This window comes from Paraburkholderia monticola (assembly GCF_001580545.1).
Classification (GTDB): domain Bacteria; phylum Pseudomonadota; class Gammaproteobacteria; order Burkholderiales; family Burkholderiaceae; genus Paraburkholderia; species Paraburkholderia monticola.
The window spans coordinates 102,143-125,941 of sequence record NZ_LRBG01000035.1; the positions used below are offsets into that span (position 1 = coordinate 102,143).

Consider the following 23,799-nt stretch of genomic DNA (forward strand, 5'->3'; position numbering starts at 1 on the left):
AGCGCTGTCGCTGTCCCGCATGGCGCATGCCAAAAACTAAAATCGGCATCCCGTCCGCCATGTAGGCGGAACAGGATGCCGAATCAGGCTGCGCTCACAACAACGACAACAGCAACAACCGCCAGCGCCAACCTCAGCTCGCCGTCAGCACCGGCGCGACCGCCGCCGGATCGCTGATGCTCGGCCGGCCGTTTTCGACGTGGCCGGCCAGGCGGCGCGAGAAGCTCGCGTCGTCGCTGCTCGTCACCGTCAGGTCGTACCAATGATGGCTCGACGCGAGCACCCAGCCTTCGTCGATGCGCGCATTGGCCGGCACCAGCACGGTACGCGGGCGCGCGCCGTACGCGTTGTCGATCACCGTCAGACGTGCGATGCCGCCGCCGTTGTTGCTGAACTTCAGGAACACGTTGCCATTCGCGACGTCGTATTGCGCGGTCACTTCAGGCTGCGCCGGCTTGTCGTTGCCATGACCATTGCCATGACCGTTGCCATGGCCATTCTGCGTGCTTTGCGCGCTCGCCTGCGTGTTGCCCGCGAACTTGCGCACGAAGCCGTTCGGGCCGAACACGTCGAATGCATACACGCCGTTCGTCGTGCTGAGGTCGAACGTATCGCTGAGCGACTTGCCCGCTTCGACCGTATAGCGCCACGGGCCATCGGTGCGATTCGTCGCGTACACGTAGAAATGCGCGCCTTGCTCGCCGGTGTTGCCGATCGTGATTTCGAACGAGTCGTTGCCCGCGTTCGCCGCGCCGTTCACGTGCAGTTCGTACGGCAATGCGCGGGCAAAGCGGATGCCGGCTTCCTGCGCGTCGACCGGAGTCGGCGTCGTCGGGACGGTCGGCTTCGGTTGCGTCTTGCACTGGTTGTCGGCCATGCTCATGTAGTTGCTGGTGTCCGGCAGCGGCGGCATCTTCGAATCCGGCGTGCGGAAGTCGAATGCGGTGGTCAGGTCCCCGCACACCGCGCGACGCCATGCCGTGATGTTCGGCTCATGCACACCAAAGCGCGTCTCGATGAAGCGGATCACCGACGTGTGATCGAACACCTGGGAGCACACGAAGCCGCCCTTGGTCCACGGCGACACGATCGTCATCGGCACGCGCGGGCCGAGGCCGTACGGATAGCCGTCGGCGGTGTAGCTTCCGCCGCGCAGCGGATTGACGACGTTGTGGATTTCGCCGTCGATCGTGACCGTCGACTTGCCTTGGGTAGAGGTTGTCGGCGGTTGCGGCGGCACGAGGTGATCGAAGAAGCCGTCGTTCTCGTCGTACATGATGAACAACACCGTCTTGCTCCACACCTCGGGGTTCGACGTCAGCGCGTCGAGAATCTGCGACGTGTATTCGGCGCCATACGCGGGCGTGTAGCTCGGATGTTCCGAGTACGCGGCCGGCGGGCACAGCCACGACACCTGCGGCAGCTGATTCGCGAGCACGTCGGCCTTCAGGTCGTCGATCGTGCGCACGGTTTGCGCGCGCTGGTAAAGCGGCGAACCCGGCTGCGCGTTGATGAAGTTCGTGAAGTTCTGCAGGATGTTGGTGCCGTAGTTGCCGTTCAACGGATCGACGCCCGACGTGCCCTGCTGATAGATCTGCCACGAAATGCCCGCGGCCTGCAGGCGCTCCGGATACGTGGTCCACGACAGCAGCTGATAGTTCGGCGGACCATCGCCGTCGACCCAGTCGTTGTTGTCGAGCAGCGGACCGCCCATCGTGCCGGTCGGGTCGACCATGCCGGTCATCAGATACGCGCGGTTCGGGTGCGTCGGTCCCGGCAGCGAGCAGAAATATGCATCGCAGATCGTGAACGCGTCGGCGAGCGCGTAGTGGAACGGGATGTCGCTACGCAGGTGGTAGCCCATCGTCATGTCGGTCTTGTTGGCGGGCCACTGGTCGTAGCGTCCGCCGTCGATCGCGTATTGGGTCTTGTACCACGAGTGATCGAGGTCGCCGACGCATTGCGCGCTGGTCGTCGCGGTGTCCAGATGGAACGGCAGCACCGGCTTGGTCGGGTCTTCCTTCGACGGTTGATTCCACACTGGCAGGCCGCTCGGCAGCGGAATCGGGAAGCGGTCGTTGTAGCCGCGCACGCCGCGCAGATGGCCGAAGTAGTGGTCGAACGAGCGGTTCTCCTGCATGAACACGACGATGTGCTCGACGTCGTGGATCGTGCCCGTGCGCGAGAACGCGGGCACGGCGAGCGCGTTGCGGATCGACTCGGGCAGGGCGGTCATCGCGGCGGCGGCGCCGGCGGATGAAGCCACGGTCTGCAGGAAACGGCGACGGCTAGTTGATGTCATCGAATATCACCTTCTGCGTTGGGGAAGAATAGCGCGGGTGAACGCGCGTTGGGGGTGGTTCGGTGCCGGTAACCCGTTGCTCCGGGTGATGTATCGCCGGCTAGTTGTTCGCGCTGTCGCCCGGCGCGTAGCGCATGACCGGCGCGACCTGCTGGCTGTCGGCTGCGAGATTGGCCTGCATGTTTTGCGTGATCGGGTCGGTGGTGGCGACAGTGCCGCTTGCCGCGTTGCTCGTCATGTCATTCGCGAGTGGCGCGGAAGCGTAGGGGATTGCGGTCGGCGGCATCCCGTTGACCGCAATCGCGGGCTGTTGCGCCACGTCGTTCGGGGCAGGTGCCGTTGTCGAAGCGTTGCTCGCGGAAGAGTCGTCGTCCGCGCCGCAACCGTTCAACGCAATCGTGGCGAGCACCAGCAATGTGGCGCTCGCGATGCAACTAATTCTTCTCATGTCTGCATCCGGTTTGGTGAAAGCGGGTGCAGTCTCCATTCCTTTCAAGAAATAATTGTGAAACGTTTGCGCGCAGCATAACTTTCGACAATTCGTCAGTTGATCGAAAGAAAACGGAAAGTATCGGGAAGGTCAATGTTCATGGCGATGCCATCTGCGCTATGGTTTGTGCTTTATGGTTCGCGCATGAGCACGATTCAATGACTCGCATCGAATCCCCTATCGACATCGATCGACTCGAAGACGAATGGCTCGAAGCCGACGGCTTCGGCGGCTTCGCTTCGGGCACGGTCGGCACGCTGCGCACGCGCCGTTATCACGCGTTGCTGCTAGCCGCGACGCGCGCGCCGGGCGGCCGCATGGTGCTCGTCAACGGCATCGAGGCGTGGGTCGAGGCAGGCGGTCAGCGGTTCCCGTTGAGCATGCAGCGCTACGGGCCTGACGTGATCTATCCGGATCTGCGCGGAAGCCTCGCGAGTTTCGACACCGAGCCGTGGCCGAGCTGGCGCGTTCAACTCGACGCTCATGCGGCGGTGGTGACCGAAGTGTTCGTTAGCAAATCGACGTGCGAAACGGTGTTGCGCTGGCGGCTCGAAGGCAACGCTCCAGACGCGCCGGTCTTGAAGGTCAGGCCGCTGCTGTCGGGCCGTGACTATCATGCGCTGCATCACGAGAACCCGGCCTTCGACTTCGGCGCGCAGCTCAGCGTCGATCAATCGTGCGCGAGCTGGCAACCGTACGGCGGACTGCCGCTCGTGCGGGCGGCGACCAACGGCGTCTACACGCATGCGCCCGACTGGTATCGCAACTTCTGCTACGTGCGGGAGCAGGAGCGCGGCCTCGATTGCAGCGAAGATCTCGCGACGCCCGGCGTGTTCAGCTTCAATCTCGCTGAAGGCGCAGCGGTGATGATTTTGAGCGCATCGAATGCGGCCGCCACAGCGAGTACGAGCGACCAGGCCCAAACCGTCGCCCGCGCCAGCCACCTCGCCGACACCGAACGACAACGCCGCGCCGCGCTCGGTTCGCGTCTGCAACGCTCGGCCGACGCTTACGTCGTCGCGCGCAACGAAGGCCGCACGATTCTCGCGGGTTTCCCGTGGTTCACCGACTGGGGCCGCGACACCTTCATCGCGATGCGCGGCCTGCTGATCGCGTCGGACCGTCTCGACGACGCCGAAGCGATCCTGCTCGAATGGTCGGGCACGCTGTCCGAAGGCATGCTGCCGAACCGCTTCCCCGACTATGGCGATGCGCCCGAATACAACTCGGTCGACGCCTCGCTATGGTTCATCGTCGCCGTTCACGACTATCTGGCCACGCCGCACGCAAGCGCGCAAACGCGCGCGCATCTGCAGCAAGCCGTCGACACGATCCTCACCGGCTACACGAACGGCACGCGCTTCAACATCGGCGCCTGCCCCGACGACGGCCTGCTGCGTGCCGGCATCCCCGGCGTGCAACTGACGTGGATGGACGCGAAAGTCGGCGACTGGGTCGTCACACCGCGTATCGGCAAGCCGGTCGAAGTGCAGGCGCTGTGGATCAACGCGCTGCGAATCGCCTCGGCATGGAACCCGCAGTGGCGGGAGGCCGCCGAGCGCGCGACGCTCGCGTTTCGCCGGCGCTTCGTCGATCCTGCCACGCAGGCGCTGTTCGATAACGTCGATGTCGATCATGTCCCGGGCACGCTCGATCGTTCGATCCGGCCGAACCAGATCTTCGCGATCGGCGGCCTGCCGTTTCCGCTGCTAGGAGGCGCGGCCGCGCGCGCGGTGCTGGACCAGGTCGAAGCGCAATTGCTGACGCCGCTCGGCCTGCGCTCGCTCGCGCCTTCCGACCCCGCCTATCGCGGCCACTACGGCGGCGCGCCGCTCGCGCGCGACGGCGCCTATCATCAGGGCACCGTGTGGTTGTGGCTGATTGGTCCGTACGTCGAGGCCTGGCTGCGAGTCAACGGCACGAGCAGGGAAAATCTCGCGCAGGCGCGGGCGCGTTTTCTTGCTCCGCTCTATGCGCATCTCGATCGCGCGGGCCTCGATCATCTGTCGGAGATCGCCGACGGCGACGCGCCGCATGCGCCCGCCGGCACGCCGTTCCAGGCGTGGTCGCTCGGCGAATTGCTGCGAGTCGAAAGCCTGCTTGCCCGGTTCGAGCCCAACGGCGCGTAAACCGCGCTACGATGTGGGTCCCACCGCCAGGCCTGTTGCAAGGACGTTCTCATGCCACCGCTGCGCGCTGCCAATCTGCTTGCCACGATCGAAGGTTCCCGGCTGCATTCAGCCGACTGCGGCCACTGGCAGCGCTGGGGGCCCTATCTGAGCGAACGCCAGTGGGGCACCGTGCGCGAGGACTACAGCGCGAACGGCACCGCCTGGGATTCCTTTCCGCACGACCATGCGCGAAGCCGCGCGTACCGCTGGGGCGAAGACGGCATCGCCGGTTTCGGCGACGACCGGCTCAGCTGGTGCGTGTCGCTGGCGCTGTGGAACCGCAAGGATCCGATCATCAAGGAGCGCCTGTTCGGCCTGACGAACTCGCAGGGAAATCACGGCGAGGACGTGAAGGAGCTGTACTTCTATCTGGACGGCACGCCCACGCATTCGTACATGCGCATGCTGTACAAGTACCCGCATGCGGCCTATCCCTATCAGGATCTGATCGACGAGAACGCGCGCCGCGACGGCAGTATGCCGGAGTACGAAATACTCGATACCGGCGTGTTCGACGATCTGCGCTATTTCGACGTGCAGGTCGAATACGCGAAGCACACGCCCGACGACATCGTGATGCGCGTGACGATCGAAAATCGCGCCGACGAGGCCGCGTCGCTCGACGTGCTGCCGCAAATCTGGGCGCGCAACTCGTGGTCGTGGCGAGAGAACAAGGACAAGCCGAAGCTCGTCGCGGGCACCGATCACGACGGCGCGGTGCGTCTGTCCGGCCATCATCATGTGCACGAGCCGATCGTCGTTACGGCGTGGTCGAAGGACGCGCCGCAGCCCGAGTGGCTGTTCTGCGAGAACGACACGAACGTGAAGCGTCTGTTCGGCTTAGACGGCGCGGGACCGTTCAAGGACGGCTTCAACGATTACCTCGTGCACGGCGACGCGAACGCGATCCGTCACGACGCGGGCACCAAGGCCGCCGCGCATGCGGCGCTCGAACTCGGGCCGCATGGGCGCGCGGTCGTCTATCTGCGCTGGCACCCACAATCGGCAACCGATGAAGCGCCCTTCGACGCCGACGCGGTGTTCGCGCACCGCATCGCCGAGGCTAACGAATTCTATGGCGCGTTGCAACACGAAATCACCGATCCCGATGCACGGCTCGTGCAACGTCAGGCGCTCGCCGGCATGCTGTGGTCCAAGCAGTACTACCAGTACGACGTGCAGCGCTGGCTCGACGGCGATCCGCTGCAACCGCAGCCGCCCGCCGCGCGCAAGCAAGGCCGCAACATGGACTGGCGGCATCTGTGCAACGCGGACATCGTGTCGATGCCGGACAAGTGGGAATACCCGTGGTACGCGTCGTGGGATCTCGCGTTTCATGCGGCCGCGTTTGCGCTGATCGATCCGGCCTTCGCCAAGAAGCAATTGCTGTTGCTCGTGAAAGATCGCTATCAGCATCCGAACGGCCAGCTGCCCGCCTACGAATGGGCGTTGGGCGACGCGAACCCGCCCGTGCATGCGTGGGCCGCCTGGCGCGTCTACGAGATCGATCGCGCATTGACCGGCAAGGCGGACCGCGATTTCCTCGAACTCGTGTTTCACAAGCTGCTACTGAATTTCTCGTGGTGGGTGAACCGCAAGGACGCCGATGGCCACAATATTTTCCAGGGCGGCTTTCTCGGGCTCGACAACGTCGGCATCTTCGACCGCTCGTCGCCGCTGCCCACTGGCGGCCACATCGACCAGGCCGACGGCACGGCATGGATGGCCGCGTATGCGCTCGACCTGATGCGCATCGCGCTCGAACTCGCGTACGCGAACCACGTGTTCGTCGATATCGGCGTGAAGTTCTTCGAGCACTTCCTGTACATCGCGGAAGCAGTCAGTTGCGACGACGGCTGCGATACGGGCCTGTGGGACACCGAGGACGAGTTCTTCTACGACAAGCTGCGCCTGCCCGACGGCAGCAACGTTCCGATGCGCGTGCGCTCGATCGTCGGACTGATTCCGCTGTTCGCCGTGCACGTGCTCGAGGAGCGGCTGCACGGCGGCTTGCCGGGTTTGCGCGAGCGGCTCGTGTGGTTTCTCGAGCATCGGCCCGATCTCGCGAGGCTCGTGTCGCGCTGGAATCAGCCCGGCAAGGGCAACTCGCTGCTGCTGTCGGTGCTGCGCGGACATCGGATGAAGGCATTGTTACGGCGCGCGCTCGATGAAAGCGAGTTTCTTTCCGACCACGGCGTTCGCGCGCTGTCGCGGTTCCATCGCGATCATCCGTTCGAGTTCCAGCACAACGGCAACAGCTTTTGCGTGAAGTACCTGCCGGCCGAATCCGACACCCGCGTGTTCGGCGGCAATTCGAACTGGCGTGGGCCGGTGTGGATGCCGGTCAACTATCTGCTGATCGAATCGCTGTACGAGTTTCATCGCTATTACGGCGACGATTTCCGCGTCGAGTATCCGACCGGTTCGGGGCAGAAGTTCTCGTTAAGCGAAATCGGCGACGAACTCGCGCGTCGCGCGACCACCTTGTTCCTGAAGGACAGGAACGGCGAGCGGCCGGTGATGGGTGCGTATCCGCTGCTGCAGGCGGACCCCCGTTCGCAGGATCTGGTCCTGTTCCACGAGTATTTTCATGGCGACAACGGGCGCGGCGTCGGGGCTTCGCATCAGACCGGGTGGACCGGGCTCGTCGCGTTGCTGTTGCAGCCGCGCGCGATGTCAGCTGCGGGCAACGTGCCGCTCGCGGGGGAACCGGCGCCGGCGCCCGCGCCGATTCCGGTGGGGGCGGCTCCCGCTTCGGCATCTGCAACTGCATCGGCGGTAACGCCGGCGACGACGCAAGAACCGGCTCCGTCGCTCGCCGCCACGACGACGAAGTAAGCATCCCGCGCGCGCTTGCGCGAGCGCGATTGAACTGTGCGACCGCGCCCGTGGTCTTTCAAGTATCGCCGCGTTCGTTCCATCGGCTTACCAAGGTCAAAGTGAATCCCATGTCGACTACACCGAATCCTTCCGCCTCTCCCGATCACCGCAACGCGACGCCCGCGCCGAGCTGCAAGCTCAGCGCGAACCCGCACGACGCAGCGCCGTCGCCGGCCGGCAAGCAGCCCGCGCCGCCGTGCACGCTCGTGATCTTCGGCGCGGGCGGCGATCTGACCAAACGTCTGCTGATGCCCGCGCTGTACAACCTCGCGGTCGATGGCCTGCTCGACGACGGCATGAAGATCATCGGCGTCAATCACGGCGAGCGCGAAACGCCCGAATGGCGCGAGGAACTGCACACGTCGCTGCAGCAGTTCGCCGCCGATAAGGCCAGCACTTTCCACGCCGGCAAGCTCGACGACACCGCCTGGAACTGGGTCGCCCAGCGCCTCGAATACATGTCGGGCGAGTTCGAATCCGACGACACCTTCGCGAAGCTGAAGCAGAAGATCGATCAGGCAAAAGGCGGCAACGCGATCTTCTACTTCGCGGTTGGCGCGCGCTTTTTCAAGCCGATCGCCGAGCGGCTTGGCAAGGCCGGCTTGCTGAAGGAAGGCGACGGCGCCAACGGCGGCTTTCGCCGCCTCGTGATCGAGAAGCCGTTCGGTACCGATCTCGCTTCGGCGCGCGATCTGAACGCGCACATCCTGTCGTATGCGCAGGAATCCCAGGTGTATCGCATCGATCATTTTCTCGGCAAGGACACCGTGCAGAGCATTCTCGCGGTGCGCTTCGCGAATGCGATGTTCGAGCCGGTCTGGCGGCGCGAGTACATCGACTGTGTGCAGATCACGGCGGCGGAGACGATCGGTGTCGAAGGGCGCGGCAAGTTCTACGAGCAGACCGGCGCGTTTCGCGACATGGTGCCGAACCACCTGTTCCAACTGCTCGGCATCGTCGCGATGGAGCCGCCCAATTCATTCGACGCCGAAGCCGTGCGCAACAGGAAGGCCGAGCTGTTCGACGCCATCCAGCCGCTCACGCCCGACGACGTCGTCTTCGGCCAGTACGAGAAAGGACCGGCCGGTGTGGGCTATCGTGAGGAGCCCAACGTCGCCCCCGACAGCACCACGGAAACCTACGCCGCGGCGCGTGTGTTCGTCGAGAACTGGCGCTGGGCCGGCGTGCCGTTCTATCTGCGCACCGGCAAGCGGCTCGCGGTGCGCCGCACCGAGATTTCGGTGCAGCTCAAGCCGGTGCCGTTCCTGCTGTTCCGGGACACGCCAGTCGCTGCCCTGACACCGAACGTGCTGACCATTCGCATCGATCCCACGCACGGCACGAGCTTCGATTTCAATGTGAAGAAGCCGGGGCCGGTGATGGAAATCGGCGCGGTGCAATCATCGTTCAACTACGACGACTTTTTTGCGCAGAGCGCGAACGTCGGCTATGAGACGCTGCTGTACGACTGCATGCTGGGCGACGCGACGCTGTTCCAGCGCGCCGATAGCATCGAGACGAGCTGGTGCGCGGTCGACGACGTGCTGCACCCGAAGAACGACGGCGCGGTCGCCGTGCACGGGTATGCTGCCGGCAGCGAAGGGCCTGCCGAAGCCGATGCGCTGCTTGCGCGCAATGGCCACACGTGGCGGCCACTGCGGCAGCAAACGCCCGGCGGCAAGACGACGTGACGCTACCTTGAACAGGCTCGTTTGAAAGACCCGTTTGAAAGACCCGCAGACCCGCAACACAACCGCCTCAAGACAATCGGGGGACATCGTGGCAACCAGCAAGAAGACCGCAGCGAAGCGCAACGCGCCGAAAAGCGCCGGCGAGAACATTCTCGCGATCGACGTCGGCGGTACCGGCCTGAAGGCCGCGATCATCGATGCCGACGGGAAAATGAAAACCGACCGCGTGCGCGTCGCGACGCCGCATCCGTGTACGCCGGACCAGCTGGTGGACGCGCTGGCGCAACTGGTCGCGCCGCTCGTCGAGCAGGCGCCGCCTGCCTGTATCTCGATCGGTTTTCCGGGTGTCGTGCGCGACAACCGGATTCTGACCGCGCCGCACTTCGGAATCGAAGGCTGGCACGATATTCCGCTCGCGGATTCGTTCGCGCAGCGCCTCGGCGGTTTGCCGGTCCGCATGATCAACGACGCCGAGGTGCAGGGTTTCGCGGCGATCGAAGGACACGGCCTCGAATTCGTGCTGACGCTCGGCACCGGCGCGGGCACCGCGATGTTCCGCGATGGCGAGCTGATGCCGCATCTGGAGCTCGCGCATCATCCGGTCAGCAAGAAGGGCGTCGCGTACGACGAATACATCGGCGAGGCCGCGCGCGAGCAGATCGGCAACAAGCGTTGGAACCGGCGCGTCGAGAAGGTGATAGGCATTCTCGATTCGCTGGTCAATTACGACAAGCTATGGATCGGCGGCGGCAACGCGGCGCGCATCAAGTTCACGTTGCCGGCGAACGTCGCGACCGTATCGAACGATGCGGGGATCGAGGGCGGCGCGCGCTTGTGGCATCCGCTGTCGGTGCGCGAGACGCGACAGTATCCGGAGGCGATGCAGAAGACGGGGCGGTTCAAGCCGAAGTGAGGGCGGGGCTACGGCTATCACGTTTCTTTCGACGGCCTCGACAACCTTCCAATACGCGCGCTGAACCTGCGCGGCCGGACGCCGGCCGCGCGTGACAGGAGCGAAAATCGCGAAAGGCGCCTAGCGCGCCGCATCCCCCCAGCGGTATTGCACGCTCGCGTCATCGAGTTGCACCTTGATCTCGTCATCGAGCTTGAACTCGGCTGCCGCGAGCGTATCGCTCAATTGCTCGGCGCGGCTCGCGCCAATGATCGCGGACGTGATCAGCGGATTCGCGAGCACCCAGGCCAACGACACCTTCGCCAGCGACTCGCCGGTCGGCGCGACGATCGCCTTCAGCTTTTCGATCGTGTCGAACTCGCGCTCGTGCCAGTAGCGCTCCTGATAGATCGCGCCTGCCTTGCCGACGCTTTCAGTGAAGCGCCCCTCGGTGGGCGTCGCGTCGAGCCGGTGCTTGCCGGTCAGCAGGCCGCCCGCGAGCGGGTTGTACGGCATCACGGCCAGTTGCTCCTCGGCGGCCAACGGCAGCAATTCGCGCTCGATCTGGCGAAACAGCAGGTTGTAGCGCGGCTGGACCGACACGAAGCGGGCGACGCGCAACACATCCGCGCGTCCCAAGGCCCGCGCGAGCCGGTACGCGAGGAAGTTCGACACGCCGATATAGCGCGCCTTGCCCGAGCGCACGATCACGTCGAGCGCTTCGAGGGTTTCGTCGAGCGGGGTTTTCGCGTCGTCGGAATGGAGTTGGTACAGGTCGACGTAGTCGGTGCCGAGACGACGTAGCGACGCATCGATCGCATCGAGCAGGTGCTTGCGCGACGCGCCCTGATCCCACGCAGCTGGTCCCATCTTGCCGACCGCCTTGGTCGCGACGATGAAGCGCTCGCGCTTGCCCTTCAGCCAACGCCCGACGATCTCCTCGGTGCGTCCGGCCAGATTTTCGCCGCTGCCGAGCGGGTAGACGTTGGCGGTATCGATGAAATTGACGCCGGCGTCCGCGGCCGTGTCGAGGATGCGGTGCGATGCGGTTTCTTCGGTTTGCAGGCCGAAGGTCATAGTGCCGAGACACAGGCGCGAAACGGTCAGGCCAGTGCGGCCGAATTGGCGATATTGCATAAGGTCGACTCCAGAGAGGAACGAAAGCGCTTGCCAGGAGGGGCGGCACTGCAGTGTTGTATGCAGTGTTGTAAAAAGGATAAACGGACTTGCGTTTTGATGCGCGCGACCGTCGTTGTTCTAAGTTATAAAAATGAAAGGTTGTGTGTAATGTTGGTGCGGGCGCCAGGCTTGTCGCTGATAAGCTTTCTGCAAGCATAGAATTACAATGTGTAATAAATCGACGCGGACAAGCAACTTAAAATTACAGTAAGCTTTCGTCCGTAAAAAACGGCAACAACTTCCTTACGTCAGGTAATACGAGCCGCGCTTGATGCGCCTTCGCTCATGTGAAATGATAGCGATTCTCATTTAAACCAAGCCAGCCATCCCGTCATCTCCACTCCACACAACGGAGAGCGGCAGCCAGCCATTTGCAGCTTTGTCATGAATTCGACGTCAGCGATGCGAATTTGACAGGCGCATTTCTGACGGGATTTCCATGCTCAACCACACGCCGCTCGCGACAGCGCTAGCGCTCGCTTTTGCCATTCCTTTTGCGACCCCTGCGCACGCGCAAAGCGCTCCGCAAGGCGCATCGCAACCGGCCGCCGCCAGCGCGCCGGCGAACGCGCAGAACAGCGCACAGAACACCGCGCCCGCTGCCGAGGGGCAGACGCTGCCGACCATCGGCGTGCAGGCTCAAGCCGCTCAGCCGGACTTCCAGGCCGACACCGCGACGGTCGGCGCCAAGACGCCGACCGCGCTGCGCGATATTCCGCAGACCGTCACCGTGATCAACCGCGACCTGCTCCAGTCCCAAGGCGCGACGTCGTTTACGGATGCGCTGCGCAACGCGCCCGGCGTGACGATCGGCGCGGCCGAAGGCGGCCAGATCGGCAACAACATCAACCTGCGCGGCTTCACCGCACAGAACGACATCTATCTGGACGGCTTTCGCGACCGCAATCAGTACTACCGCGACACGTTCGACCTCGAATCGCTCGAAGTGCTGTACGGCCCGTCGTCGATGCTGTTCGGCCGCGGCTCGACCGGCGGCGTGATCAATCAGGTCAGCAAGAAGGCGAACCTGACGGATTCAGCGGAAGTCTCCGGCATGATCGGCACCGACGACCGTTATCGCTCCACCGTCGACGTGAACCACAAGCTCACCGACACCTCGGCGATCCGCCTGAACGCATTCGGCCAGAGCCTCGGCTCGACACGCGACGTGATGAAGAACAAGGACTTCGGCGTCGCGCCGGAACTGCGTTTCGGTATCGGCACGCCGACCGAGATCACGCTGTCCGCGCTGATCCAGCGCAACAACGACATGCCCGACTACGGCATTCAGGCGCTGAACGGCCGCCCTTCGCCGGTACCGAAGAACACGTTCTACGGTTTGACCAGCGACCGCACGATCCAGGACGTGCAGATCTTCAACGCGGCGATCAAGCACAGGTTCTCCGACGCCCTGACGCTGACGAACCAGACGCAGATCTCGCACTCGATGACCGACGCGCGCGAAACCGCGCCGCAAGCGGTGCTGACGGGGCCGCTGGCGTCGAGCCCGGCATTGAGCAACGGTAACTTCACGACGCTGCCGCCGTCGCAGCTGTTCATCAAGCTGCAGAGTCATGACCGCGTGATCGAGAATCACGCGATCTACAACGACACGATGCTCGAGTACAAATTCAACACCGGGCCGATCAAGCACGACCTGATCGCCGGCGTCGAAGTGGGCCACGACAGCTATACGAATCAGGCGTACACGCGTAACAACCTGCCGATCGTGCCGATGCTCAATCCGCCGATCATGAGCACGCCGTCGAACGTGACGACCACGGTCGGCAACTACGCCGATTCGAGCTCGAACGAAATCGCTGCTTACCTGAACGACACGATCACGCTGACGCCGCACTGGAAGCTGATCGGCGGCGTGCGCTGGGATCGCTTCTCGGCCGAGATCAGAAATACGATCAGCGCGCCGGCTTACGCCAGCCAGACCAACTACTTCACGAGCGTGCGCACGGGCGTCATCTATCAGCCGACCGACTGGCAGTCGTACTACGTGTCGTACGGCACGTCGTTCAACCCGTCGCTCGAAACGCTGACGGTCACGAACCTCACGCAGAACCTCGCGCCGGAATCGACGAAGTCGTATGAAGTCGGCGGCAAGTGGGATCTGTTCGGCGGCAACATCTCGCTGAACTCGGCATTGTTCCGGCAGGAAATGGACAACGCGCGCACCCAGGTCTCGCCGACCGAGTACGAGCTGGCTGGCGACATCCGCGTCGACGGCTTCCAGGCGGGCGTGACGGGGCACATCACCGAAAAGTGGCAGGTGTTCGGCGGCTACACCTACATGGACGCGACGATCCTGAAGGCAGCGGACGGCACCCAGGGCCACACGCCGGCGAACACGCCGCGCAACACGCTGACGTTCTGGACCACGTATGCGATCACGCCGCACTGGGAAATCGGCGGCGGTCCGATCTACATGTCGCCGCGTTATGCGTCGAATACGAACTACGTGAAGGTGCCGGGCTACACGCGGTGGGACGCGACCGCGGCGTATCACGCGAAGAAATACGACGTGCGCGTGAACCTGCTGAACCTGACCAACAAGTACTACTACGACGCGTTGATTCCGTCGGACGGCGGACGTTCGGTGCCGGGCATCGGCCGCACGCTGCTCGCGACGTTCGATTACCGCTTCTGATGGACGCTTTTGATCCGCACTGAGCGGATGCGTTAGGCTTGCCGCTTTTCACACGGCAAGCCGACGCGAAGGACACACCATGCTGCTGCACATTCCGAAGGTACTGGACGCCGAGCAAGTGCGCTTCGTGCGCGAGCGGCTCGATCGAGCCGGCGACGCGTGGGTCGACGGTCGCGCGACCGCCGGCTATCAGGGCGCGCCGGTCAAACGCAACCAGCAGATCGCCGAGCATTCGCCGCTCGCGCGCGAACTCGGCGACGTGATCGTCGCGGCGATCGAGCGCAATCCGCTGTTCATCAGCGCGGTGCTGCCGAATCAGGTCTATCCGCCGCTCTTCAATCGCTACGAGGGCGGCATGCAGTTCGGCAGCCACGTCGACGGCGCGGTGCGCGTGCTGCCGAATGGCGTGAAGCTGCGCACCGACGTGTCGGTGACGCTGTTTCTGAGCGCCCCCGACGAATACGACGGCGGCGAACTCGTGATCGAAGACACCTACGGTGTGCAGCAGGTGAAGCTGCCCGCCGGCGACATGATCGTCTATCCGGCGACGAGTCTGCATCAGGTCACGCCGGTCACGCGCGGGGCGCGCGTGGCGAGCTTCTTCTGGGTGCAGAGCCTCGTGCGCAGCGACACGCATCGCGCGCTGCTGTTCGACATGGACACCGCGATTCAACGGCTCAATGCCACCCACGCCGATGAGACTGCGCGCCGCAGTCTCGTCGGTTGTTATCACAATCTATTGCGTACCTGGAGTGAAACGTGAGCGTACCGGACACCATCGACATTCAACCGCCCTCGGCCGGCGAACTCGAGACGCACGAGCCGAGACGGCTCGATAGCGATGAGCTCAAATCGCGCCAGCAGCGCTCGCGTCGCGCGACCTTCATCAAATGGCTGCGCAAGGTGCATGGCTGGGTCGGACTGTGGGGCGCGGCGCTCGGTCTGCTGTTCGGCACGACGGGGTTCTTTCTGAACCATCGCGGCGGGCCGCTCAAGGTATCGACTGGCGAGCCGCAGGTGTCGGTGATGCAGGTGCCGCTGCCGCAACCGGCGCCGGAGACGCCGCGCGAGCTTGCGAAGTGGCTCAAGCAGGAGTTGAAGATCGTCGGCAACCCGGGGCGCGTGCAGAAGGAGCCCGAGCATCCGGTGGCGTGGGGCGATCGCAGCGTCGTGCAGCCCGAGCACTGGCAGCTGAGTTTCGGCTCGCCGAAGGAAAACACGTCGGCCGAATACTGGGTCGGCAATAACTATGTGACGGTAAAGCGCAGCGCGAACACCTTTCTCGCGATGTTGACGAACATGCACAAGGGCGTGGGCTTGAGCGTCGGCTGGGTGCTGTTGATCGACACGCTCGCGGGCAGTCTGATTCTGCTGTCGCTGACGGGCGTGCTGTTGTGGACCGAGCTGAACAAGCGCAAGACCGTGGGGCTCGCGCTCGTGGTGGGGTCGATCGTGGCGGTGGTGGCGTTGGGGACGACGTAAGCGCGCAGTGCAACACTGCGGGGCGAAGCCTGTGCGCTTGCGCGCAGGCTTTCACCGGCACGCGCTAGAATCGGTGCAGGCCCACTTCGCTGCCGCTGCCGCCATCCCCCGATGACCTCCCCCGCGAATCCCTCGAATCGTGCCGATCAGGCGAACCTCGTCGACACCGCACTGACCACGCGCCGCTCGGTGCGTGCCTTTCTGCCGACACCGGTGCAGCGCGCCGACATCGAAGCCATTCTCGAAGCCGCGAGCCGTGCGCCGTCGGGCACCAACACGCAGCCGTGGCAGGTGTACGTGCTGACGGGCGAATCGCTCGCGCGGCTGTCGCGCGACCTGCTCGCCGCCTACGACGATCCGCAGCGCGACGAGCTGTATCAGGAGGAGTACGCGTACTATCCGCGCCAATGGCAGTCGCCGTTCATCGACCGGCGCCGCAAGATCGGCTGGGATATGTATGGGCTGCTCGGCATCGACAAGGGCGACAAGACGCGCATGCACGAACAGCACTCGCGCAACTTCCGTTTTTTCGACGCCCCCGTCGGCCTGCTGTTCACGATCGATCGCAGCCTCGAGCGCGGCAGCTGGCTCGACTACGGCATGTTCCTGCAGGCGATCATGACGGCCGCGCGCGGCCGAGGGCTCGACACCTGTCCGCAGGCGGCGTTCACGCAGTTTCATCGGCTGATTGCCGAACATCTCGACTTGCCCGACAACGAGCAACTCGTGTGCGGCATGTCGCTCGGTTTCGCCGACCCCAGCGCGCCGGTCAATACGCTGCGCACCGAGCGCGAACCGGTCGAACGCTTCGTGCGCTTTCTCGATTGAACCCAGCTGTCCGTCCCCATCCCGAGGCAAACGACAATGAAAACATCGCGCCGCCATTTCCTGTTGCTGAGCGCGGGCGTCGGCTCGTCGCTCGCGCTGTCCCGCGTCGCGTTGGCCGCGACCGTTCCCAATGCGCTGAGCGAGAGCGATCCGCAGGCGCAGGCGGTCGGCTATACGGAAGATGCGTCGAAGGTCGACAAAGCCCGCTTCCCGAACTTCGCGGCGGGGCAATCGTGCGCGAACTGCTCGCTGTTCCAGGGCAAGTCGTCGGATGCCTACGGCGGCTGCACGCTGTTCGGCACCAAACAGGTCGCCTCGCGCGGCTGGTGCAGCGCGTACTCGAATATGTGAGCACGTCGCTGCATCAATCGGCGCGCTGCTAGAGCAGCGCCTTCAGCGCGAGCTCGTGCGAGTGCCCGATCCATACCGCCGCGTCGCGATGGTCGCGCAGGGCGTCGCCGGTGTTCGGATGCAGAAAGACGTCGAGTGCGCCGTGATTGAGCGTGAGCCAGCCGACCACCTCGGCGAACTGCGCGTGCCCGAACGCAAGCTGATACGACCACATCGGATGCGGTCCGACTGGCCGTTCGTGAAAGCGCCCGATCTGCAGCTTGTCGCCCCAATGCGCGTCGATCTGCTCGCGAAACGCCCAGGCGGCGTCGCGGCTCACCGCGTCGAAATAGATGTGGGCGTGCCAGCTTGCTATCGCTGAAGCATCGCGAAAGGTCATATCAGAGTTCATCGCCACGTTCGTTTCCGTATCAGTCTTTATCCGACATTCGTTCTGCTTCGCTTTCCGCCGGCGCGCGCGCTGCGAGGCGCATGTGAAACTGTGCCTCATCCTCGCCGACGATCTCGAAGCCGAGACGATCGTACAACCGTTTCGCGGGATTGCCCTTGAGCACCTGCAAGCGGACCGGCAGCGCTTCGGCCGCGGCGGCGCGCAAGATCGTGCGCAGCGCCCGCTCGCCGATGCCGCGTCCCTGTAGCGCCGGCGTGATCTGCACTTGCACGACGAACCATTCGTCTTCGTTGCGATGCGCCTTCAGGAGACCCGCCGGCGCACCATCGATACAGATGACCTGCGCCGCGTCATAGCGATGCAACAGGCGCGCGCGATGGGCGTCGTCGTCGATCGGCTCGCCGGCGCGGGTCAGGTGTTCGGTCATCGTCGCCTTGCGCAGTTCGAGCAGGAAGGACTCGTCGTCGGGTCGCGCGGGGCGCAGGGTCAAGTCGGATGGTTGGGCGGGCATGTCGGCCTGGTTGGTGCGCGCGATTTCGTACGCGAGGATCGTGTGAAGCGCGAGTAAGAATTGTCGTCGATTGTCGCGCCGGCTGCGCTTTTTTACCAGGCGGTCATGCTGCCGCCTCCCCGATTTGCGATGCAGGGCGAATGGCCGATGCGGCTGGCGATGCCGCGAGTGCTGACGATTTTCGACGTTGGGATGCTCGATCGGAAAGGCGTCGCCTTCCGCGCCATGTGGCATGCGCCTTGCTCCGGCTTGATTTGCGTTTCGCGGGCGCGGTCGTCGACCCATTGCGCCCGCGTTATCCGCACTTTCAACGAACAGACCAAACGACGCCGCACTCGATCGGTGCAATGGAGCGACACAATCGCGGCCGTCGTTGCAAGCGTCAGATGATTTTCCGGGGATGTTCGCATCGCACGGCGAACGTCGTAATCAACGTTGCGGGGTGGGCTATGACGATGATCGAGGCGGTACCCAGCGTCTCGGCAGATGGGCGCGCGGTGATTTTCCAGCTTTCGTCGCAGGGGCGCGACCTCGAATGCGCGGTCACGCGCGAGGCGCTCGAACAGCACTTCTGGCTGCAACGCGGCGCCGGCGAGGCGCGCATTCTGAAGACGTTTGCGGACGGTCGCAAGCGTATTACCGCGATCGCCGAACGAAAGATGCTCGCGCGTCCGGGCGAAAAGGTCTTGCTCACGATCGACGATTTCTCCACACGCGGTTGACCGCGCGGCGCGGTGCGCGTCATCGCTCGATGCTCGGCCTGAACGCAGCCGACTTCGCGGTTCGCGGTTCAATTCGGGCTGTTACATCGATTCGCCAAATTAACCCGCCAAAGCCCCTCGCTTCGCGCAATTGCGTTCGCGCATGCTCCCCTACACTGTTTTCCATGGAGCGACGAATCACCGAACTCCATCGATGCGATCTTCCCCTCGCGTCGTATTTGAACCGTACCGTTGATAGCAGGGCAGTTCGCAGTTCGCAGTTCGCAGTTCGCAGTGAGTAGCTAGTAGTTCGTAGTTCGGCAGTAGACGCAATAAAAGCGCGCGATATAAGCGCGAAGCAACAGGGGGTAGCGGCCAGAAGTAGCGAATAACGAGGACCGGCCCACATGCAGTGGCAATTGAAGTAGTGGTGTGATTCGGCAGTTCGAAGCTTGCTGTCGATCGGTAGAAATTGCAGGTGCAGTACAAGTTCAACGTCGTAGCAAGTGCAGTTTGACGTAAGCAAGAGCCTTGTAGGTTTGATGGTTATAGGTCGGCAGGCAACCACGCGCCTTCTCGACTGTTCCATCCTGTCGACCCTGTTCCTCGCGGAGCAGGGTTTTTTTTCGACGGGACGAAGCGGGCTTCTTGTTTCTCGCGAGTTCGAACCGATATCTGGGCTTTGCGTTCTTCGCTGTGTTCGGAGAACGGGCGCATCGCATGGCGTGAACTGTCGGGCGCAAAATGCGTCGGATGTTCGAGCGCGGCGTTTGCCGCCGTCGCGTGCCGAAATCCGGGCGCTGCCGAAAGGAGGTTGAATCGATGTCCAGCAAATCGCGAGTCCGCAAACACGGCCATACGGCCATGTCCCCTTTATTGCGGTCCCTTACCCTGAGTCGCACCGCGCATGCACCGGTCACGCAGACCATGCTGCTTCAGGCCTACGCCGCGCTAGATGCATTCCGCCGCGGCCACGGCGCGCGCAATCTGCACACCACGCTGAGCCGGCATCTGCTGGTATCGCAGGAACTGGCGCGTGCTGGATTGGGCGCCGACGTTTGCGCCGACATCGAAAGCGCGCATGCGGCGATGGTGCGGCTCGACATACGCGAGCGCGAGACCGGCCGCTGGTCGCTCGAAGACGACGAATACGCGCGTCTGTGCACGGCGCTGGCGATTTTCGACGGCCAGTTATCGGCGGCGTCGCTGAACGAGCTGGCGAGCGCGGAAGCAAAAATGATCGAAGGTCTGATGCGCTCCGCGCAGTTGCGGGCGCTGGCCGATGCGGCGGTTTGAACCGTAGGGGCCCATGCGCGCGTCACGCGTCTGGAACGCAACATGAAAAGCGCCCCGATCTGCTGCAGAGAGGCCGGCGATGAAACGCAAACGGTGTTCCGTGGAGCAGATCGGGGCGGCGCTATAGCGGCGCGGAACCTCCCCGTTTATGGCGACACAGGCACAAACTCGATGCGACGGTTCAAGAACCGCCCACGCGCTGTGTCATTGCCGGCTACCGGTCGCTCTTCGCCGTACCCCTTCGCGGTAAGCAAATGCCCAGGCTCCCCCGCTTCGACCAGATGTGCGCGAACGGCCACAGCGCGCTTGTGCGACAAATGAAGGTTGGCCTCCTCGCTTCCTCCGTTGTCGGAAAACGCTGCCACCTGCAGCCGGATTGGATGCCCCTGCTCGACGCAGCTCTTTAGCAACTGGGCCGATACCCTCAGGTTGTCTCGCGCGGATGATGGGATCTGCTCGCTGCCCGAATCAAACTCAATCTTCTGCAAATTCAAGATTTTGGCGATTTCTGCCGGTTCGCATGATGCGCCGGCAGCAGACCATTGCTGGGCCGCGAGTTGGAAAGATCGTGTCGCGGCGGCGATAGCGTCATCTGCGTTGAATGCTTCGCTATTCGGAACGCTGGAAGTCTCGGACGGTTGCGAGGCCAGGGTCGCTGCGACTGCGGATGTTTGCGCAACTGGCGCTGCTACAACCGGCGTCGTATTCGTGGTGGAGACCAGCTGGGCCGGTACGTCGGTTGAGGAAGCCCCGCTGGCCGAGCTGGCGTGCTGATTTCCTGCGGCTTCATCCTGCGCCGACGCGCCAACAGGGTGCTCACGAACGGTCTGCACGAGTACAAGAAGCGCCAGGGAGACAACGCCGACGCTCCAAAAGACAACCGGGCGAATGCGGCGGCTTGAAATTGCCTTGGAAACCAACGGTGCCACGCCAGTGTGCCCCTCGGCCGTCCGATCCGCCTCGGCGCTCACACCGGGATCGTTTTGTCGGATCGCATGAATTTCATTAAGAAGCGCGGATAGACGCTCGATTTTCATTTCCACGACTGTCCTGTTTCCAGTAGCCGTGTGCAATGCCTTGGTCAAAGCGGCAATGTGTTCTTCGATCGTTCGGGCATCAATACGCAAGCCCTGCAGCATCGAATCGATTTCGTCCGTGGCACTTTCGTAGGACACTCCCGGCCTCGTTGCGCCAGTCCAGACCGACAGCAGCGGGGCGGGCAATTTGACTGTATACAGTTGGTTCATCTTCTTGATTTTGTTCGGAAGGCGGCGAGATAGCGCGATGACGCTGCCGTCTACCTGAACCACGCGACAACGGTGCAATACACGACCAGCGTGGCAGCTAGCCATATCAGAGCATGTAAAGAGTCCATGATTGGAAGAACCGTCAAGGTCCGGTTAATTCGTGCTCGTGCGCTCTCGCCATTCGACGAAGCTGAACCAGATCATCGATACACCGGCTAGACGTAGGTACCGTGGACGACACGATAAGCCAGCACGTCGCCGTTTTGTGTCTGACCCGTCAGAAAAGAGCGTCGTCCTCAAAGGCAGCGCCTGAAGACAAAAGAAAACACCCCAAAGCTTGGATAGGTATCAAAGCTTTGGGGTGCAGTTCACATGGGTTTTCTTGAATCAGGCAGCGCGCATTCGGCTGCGCGTATTGCGCACGCTAGTCGTTGTACTGCGTGATATCGAAGTATGCGGTGCCGTCCCGTCCGCCGCCCAACTGGATGAGCCGCGAGCCGCCCGTCGTCAGCGCGGGGAACGGGCAGTTCGTGCAAGTTTGCACGCCGGCCGAATTGACGCCCGCATGCACCGTCGCCTGATATTGCCCAACCGTCGTATTGTTCGCGGGACCGAGCGCGAACCCATTCACCTGCTCGACAACCCCCGACGTCTGCGCGGTGGCCGCGATCCCCGTCGAGGTGACGGGATACGCAAGATTCAACCCGTCGTTGATGAGACTCGACCACGTGACGCTGAACGCGTACTGCACATCGGCAAGAGCGGTGCCCGGCGTCAGGAACTGGGTGGTCGCGTCGTTCATCTGTAGGGTCGGCCACGGAATCGAACTGCCCGCCACCGCATTGAGCGGACTGCCGGGATTGATGACCGACGACTGGCCGAGCTGCACGCCGTTCATGTCGTAAAACGTGACCTTATAGGTCGAATAGAGCGGCACGCTGCTCGCATCGAGCGATTGCGCCGCGTAGAAGCCCGTCGAGGCGGGCGGCGTGAAGCTCGCCGTCGATGACAGCGACTGCCACGACCAGCGGTACAGCGAAGTATTGCTGCCCGTCGTCGCGGGCGACACCGGCGGCGCGCTCAACGCGCTATCGGCGAGACCGAGCGAATTGCTGCCCAGTGCGCTGCGCGGCATCAGCCACACGGGCGCGGCCAGACCGGGGCCGGTCACCGACGCCGAATACACGTTCGGGTTCGACGCGGTCGGGATCGTGATGTCGAGCCCGGACTCGTAGCGGTTCACGTCGTTCAGCCGCGTATCGAGGTAGGTGCGGCGCTGAATGTGCGACATGATCGCCACAGCGAACGACGACTGATCGCCGTACAGATTCCAGCCGAGCTGCGTGCCGTTCGCGAGCGTAACCGGCGCCACCAGCTGCTGCGCGATGCTGTAGAGCAGACCTGGCGTGCCGCTCGCGAGCGTGAACGGCAGTTGCACGAGCGCGAGCTGCTTGCCGTTGCTCGTGAAAAACGCGAGCGTCTTCGGCGAGCCGAACACCGCGCCGGTCATCGCCGATTCGCTCAGGCCGTGTGCGATCGCGAGATCGGTCGAGCCGCTTTCTTTGAACGCGGCGTCGATCGCGGGCGAGCACGAGGTGGCGCTCAGCGTGCCGTTCGCCGCGCATGCGGTCAGCAGCGACGCGAGCGGTTCCAGATAGTTGGCGGCGACCGGCGGCGCGGTGAGCACGACGCCTTGGGCGGTTTTGTTGTTCATCGCGATGGTCGTCCCCGGTGCCGCGTTCGACAGCAGGGTGCGACCACCATTGGCCGCCGTGACGAGCGATACCGAATCGATGACCGCATCGGCGCCCGTGTGATTCGGCGTGAACGCGGTGCCGACTGGATCGAAGCCGGACGACAGGAGCCCGTTCTGCTTGAGCAGGTTCGCGAGGATCGTGTCGAGCGTGATCGTCGCGAGCTGGACCGATTGCAGCGTGACCTTGGCGAGCGTGCCGCTGGACGCGAGTTCGATCGGATTGCCCGAAGCGGTCAGCATCGCGGCGAGCGCGGTGGTCAGTGTGGTTACGTTGGCGACGGCCGGCGCGGTGCCGGTGGGCAGCCTCGCGACCACGGACGACAGCGGGGCGGAAAGACCGCCCGCGTCGGTCGCAATGATGAAGAACGGCAGGGTCATGCCCTTCACCGAGATGCTGTACGCGCCCTGCGCATTGGTCGTCGCGCTGGCTTGCGCGCCGGTCGCGTCGATCAGCGTGACGTTCGCGCCGACGAGCGCGGTGCCGGCTGCGACGGTGCCGCTCACCGACGTCGTGGTCGCCGGCGCCGTGCTGGACGAACTCGTGCCGGAATCGCCGCCGTTGCCGCAACCGCCGAGTTGAAGAAAGACCCAGGCGACGGCGGCTGCGATGCCAGTGCGCACGATCGATCGATGCATGAATTTCCCCGCTGCTCGGATTGTTTGAATGTTGCCTAAGTCGCACGGCTGGAACGGCTGTTCCAGCGCGGATGTCGACGGATTCGGGAGAATACTTGAAAGCGGCATCGACGTGTCGCGCGTGTCCGCTCGAATCGCGCGGCGGGGCCTCTTACGAGTGTCCGTAGAGGTTGGCGCGAGCCCATCCGCGCGTGCCGGTAGAAGGCGCGCGCAGCTGGCGCATTGACGGGTTCGGGCGCGTTTGCCGCTGCGATCCCTGCTTGCTAGACTGGCGGCGCCTGTTTTCCACCTGTTTTCCGCCTGCCCGCGCAGACAACCGAGCTTTATCGGAGAGAC

The 23,799-nt window shown here is 63.7% G+C and carries 18 protein-coding genes; 11 read left to right on the plus strand and 7 right to left on the minus strand.

Features of this window, described 5'->3' with window-relative positions:
* Positions 1-133: 133 nt before the first annotated feature.
* Positions 134-2,302, minus strand: a complete 2,169-nt coding sequence (locus tag CI15_RS21315) for a phosphocholine-specific phospholipase C (protein ID WP_062130629.1) — start codon at positions 2,300-2,302, stop codon at positions 134-136.
* A gap of 100 nt (positions 2,303-2,402) precedes the next feature.
* Positions 2,403-2,750, minus strand: coding sequence for a hypothetical protein (locus tag CI15_RS21320; RefSeq protein ID WP_062130631.1), 348 nt, complete (start codon positions 2,748-2,750; stop codon positions 2,403-2,405).
* A gap of 200 nt (positions 2,751-2,950) precedes the next feature.
* Here CI15_RS21320 and CI15_RS21325 point away from each other — a divergent pair, with 200 nt between their 5' ends.
* The 4 genes from CI15_RS21325 to CI15_RS21340 all read left to right on the plus strand — a co-directional run bounded on the left by CI15_RS21325 (position 2,951) and on the right by CI15_RS21340 (position 10,447).
* Positions 2,951-4,921: an amylo-alpha-1,6-glucosidase gene (locus CI15_RS21325; protein WP_062130633.1), complete on the plus strand. Its 1,971-nt coding sequence runs from the start codon at positions 2,951-2,953 to the stop codon at positions 4,919-4,921.
* A gap of 51 nt (positions 4,922-4,972) precedes the next feature.
* Complete coding sequence (locus CI15_RS21330) at positions 4,973-7,801, plus strand: MGH1-like glycoside hydrolase domain-containing protein (RefSeq protein ID WP_062130635.1); 2,829 nt, start codon at positions 4,973-4,975, stop codon at positions 7,799-7,801.
* Positions 7,802-7,911: 110 nt separating this feature from the next.
* On the plus strand, positions 7,912-9,534 hold the full coding sequence (gene zwf, locus CI15_RS21335) for a glucose-6-phosphate dehydrogenase (protein ID WP_062131630.1): 1,623 nt from the start codon (positions 7,912-7,914) through the stop codon (positions 9,532-9,534).
* Positions 9,535-9,622: 88 nt separating this feature from the next.
* Positions 9,623-10,447 carry an ROK family protein gene (locus CI15_RS21340; RefSeq protein WP_062130639.1) on the plus strand — a complete coding sequence of 275 codons (825 nt, stop codon included), beginning with the start codon at positions 9,623-9,625 and terminating at the stop codon, positions 10,445-10,447.
* A 120-nt stretch (positions 10,448-10,567) separates the two neighbouring features.
* Here CI15_RS21340 and CI15_RS21345 read toward each other — a convergent pair whose 3' ends face one another.
* A complete protein-coding gene (locus CI15_RS21345; RefSeq protein ID WP_062130642.1) occupies positions 10,568-11,563 on the minus strand; it encodes an aldo/keto reductase in 996 nt (331 codons plus the stop codon).
* A gap of 481 nt (positions 11,564-12,044) precedes the next feature.
* On the opposite strand from CI15_RS21345, the gene CI15_RS21350 reads away from it, so the two are divergent.
* From CI15_RS21350 to CI15_RS21370, 5 genes are all read left to right on the plus strand, one after another.
* On the plus strand, positions 12,045-14,264 hold the full coding sequence (locus CI15_RS21350; protein ID WP_062130645.1) for a TonB-dependent receptor: 2,220 nt from the start codon (positions 12,045-12,047) through the stop codon (positions 14,262-14,264).
* A gap of 79 nt (positions 14,265-14,343) precedes the next feature.
* Positions 14,344-15,027: a Fe2+-dependent dioxygenase gene (locus CI15_RS21355; RefSeq protein ID WP_062130648.1), complete on the plus strand. Its 684-nt coding sequence runs from the start codon at positions 14,344-14,346 to the stop codon at positions 15,025-15,027.
* Positions 15,024-15,746, plus strand: a complete 723-nt coding sequence (locus CI15_RS21360; RefSeq protein WP_062130651.1) for a PepSY-associated TM helix domain-containing protein — start codon at positions 15,024-15,026, stop codon at positions 15,744-15,746. The genes CI15_RS21355 and CI15_RS21360 overlap by 4 nt, the downstream gene beginning before the upstream one ends.
* A 111-nt stretch (positions 15,747-15,857) precedes the next feature.
* The gene (locus tag CI15_RS21365) at positions 15,858-16,574 is read left to right on the plus strand and encodes a nitroreductase (protein ID WP_062130654.1); all 717 of its coding nucleotides are present in this window, start codon (positions 15,858-15,860) and stop codon (positions 16,572-16,574) included.
* A gap of 36 nt (positions 16,575-16,610) precedes the next feature.
* Positions 16,611-16,925, plus strand: a complete 315-nt coding sequence (locus tag CI15_RS21370) for a high-potential iron-sulfur protein (protein ID WP_062130657.1) — start codon at positions 16,611-16,613, stop codon at positions 16,923-16,925.
* A gap of 28 nt (positions 16,926-16,953) precedes the next feature.
* On the opposite strand, the gene CI15_RS21375 is transcribed toward CI15_RS21370, so the two are convergent.
* Together CI15_RS21375 and CI15_RS21380 are read right to left on the minus strand one after the other, a co-directional pair.
* Positions 16,954-17,304, minus strand: a complete 351-nt coding sequence (locus CI15_RS21375; protein WP_062131633.1) for a DOPA 4,5-dioxygenase family protein — start codon at positions 17,302-17,304, stop codon at positions 16,954-16,956.
* Between the two features lie 31 nt (positions 17,305-17,335).
* Entirely contained in the window at positions 17,336-17,827 is a 492-nt protein-coding gene (locus CI15_RS21380; RefSeq protein ID WP_062131636.1) for a GNAT family N-acetyltransferase, read from the minus strand.
* Positions 17,828-18,276: 449 nt separating this feature from the next.
* Between CI15_RS21380 and CI15_RS21385 the strand changes: the two genes are divergently transcribed.
* Entirely contained in the window at positions 18,277-18,549 is a 273-nt protein-coding gene (locus CI15_RS21385) for a DUF1488 family protein (RefSeq protein WP_062130660.1), read from the plus strand.
* Positions 18,550-19,350: 801 nt separating this feature from the next.
* Positions 19,351-19,824 (plus strand): hypothetical protein, encoded by a 474-nt coding sequence (locus CI15_RS21390; protein WP_062130663.1) that lies wholly within the window; start codon positions 19,351-19,353, stop codon positions 19,822-19,824.
* 146 nt (positions 19,825-19,970) lie between these two features.
* Here the strand turns inward: CI15_RS21390 and CI15_RS21395 are convergent, their stop codons facing one another.
* Both CI15_RS21395 and CI15_RS21400 read right to left on the minus strand, forming a co-directional pair.
* Positions 19,971-20,999 carry an OmpA family protein gene (locus CI15_RS21395; protein ID WP_161950049.1) on the minus strand — a complete coding sequence of 343 codons (1,029 nt, stop codon included), beginning with the start codon at positions 20,997-20,999 and terminating at the stop codon, positions 19,971-19,973.
* Between the two features lie 496 nt (positions 21,000-21,495).
* Positions 21,496-23,463 (minus strand): carboxypeptidase-like regulatory domain-containing protein, encoded by a 1,968-nt coding sequence (locus tag CI15_RS21400; RefSeq protein WP_062130670.1) that lies wholly within the window; start codon positions 23,461-23,463, stop codon positions 21,496-21,498.
* Positions 23,464-23,799 lie beyond the last annotated feature (336 nt).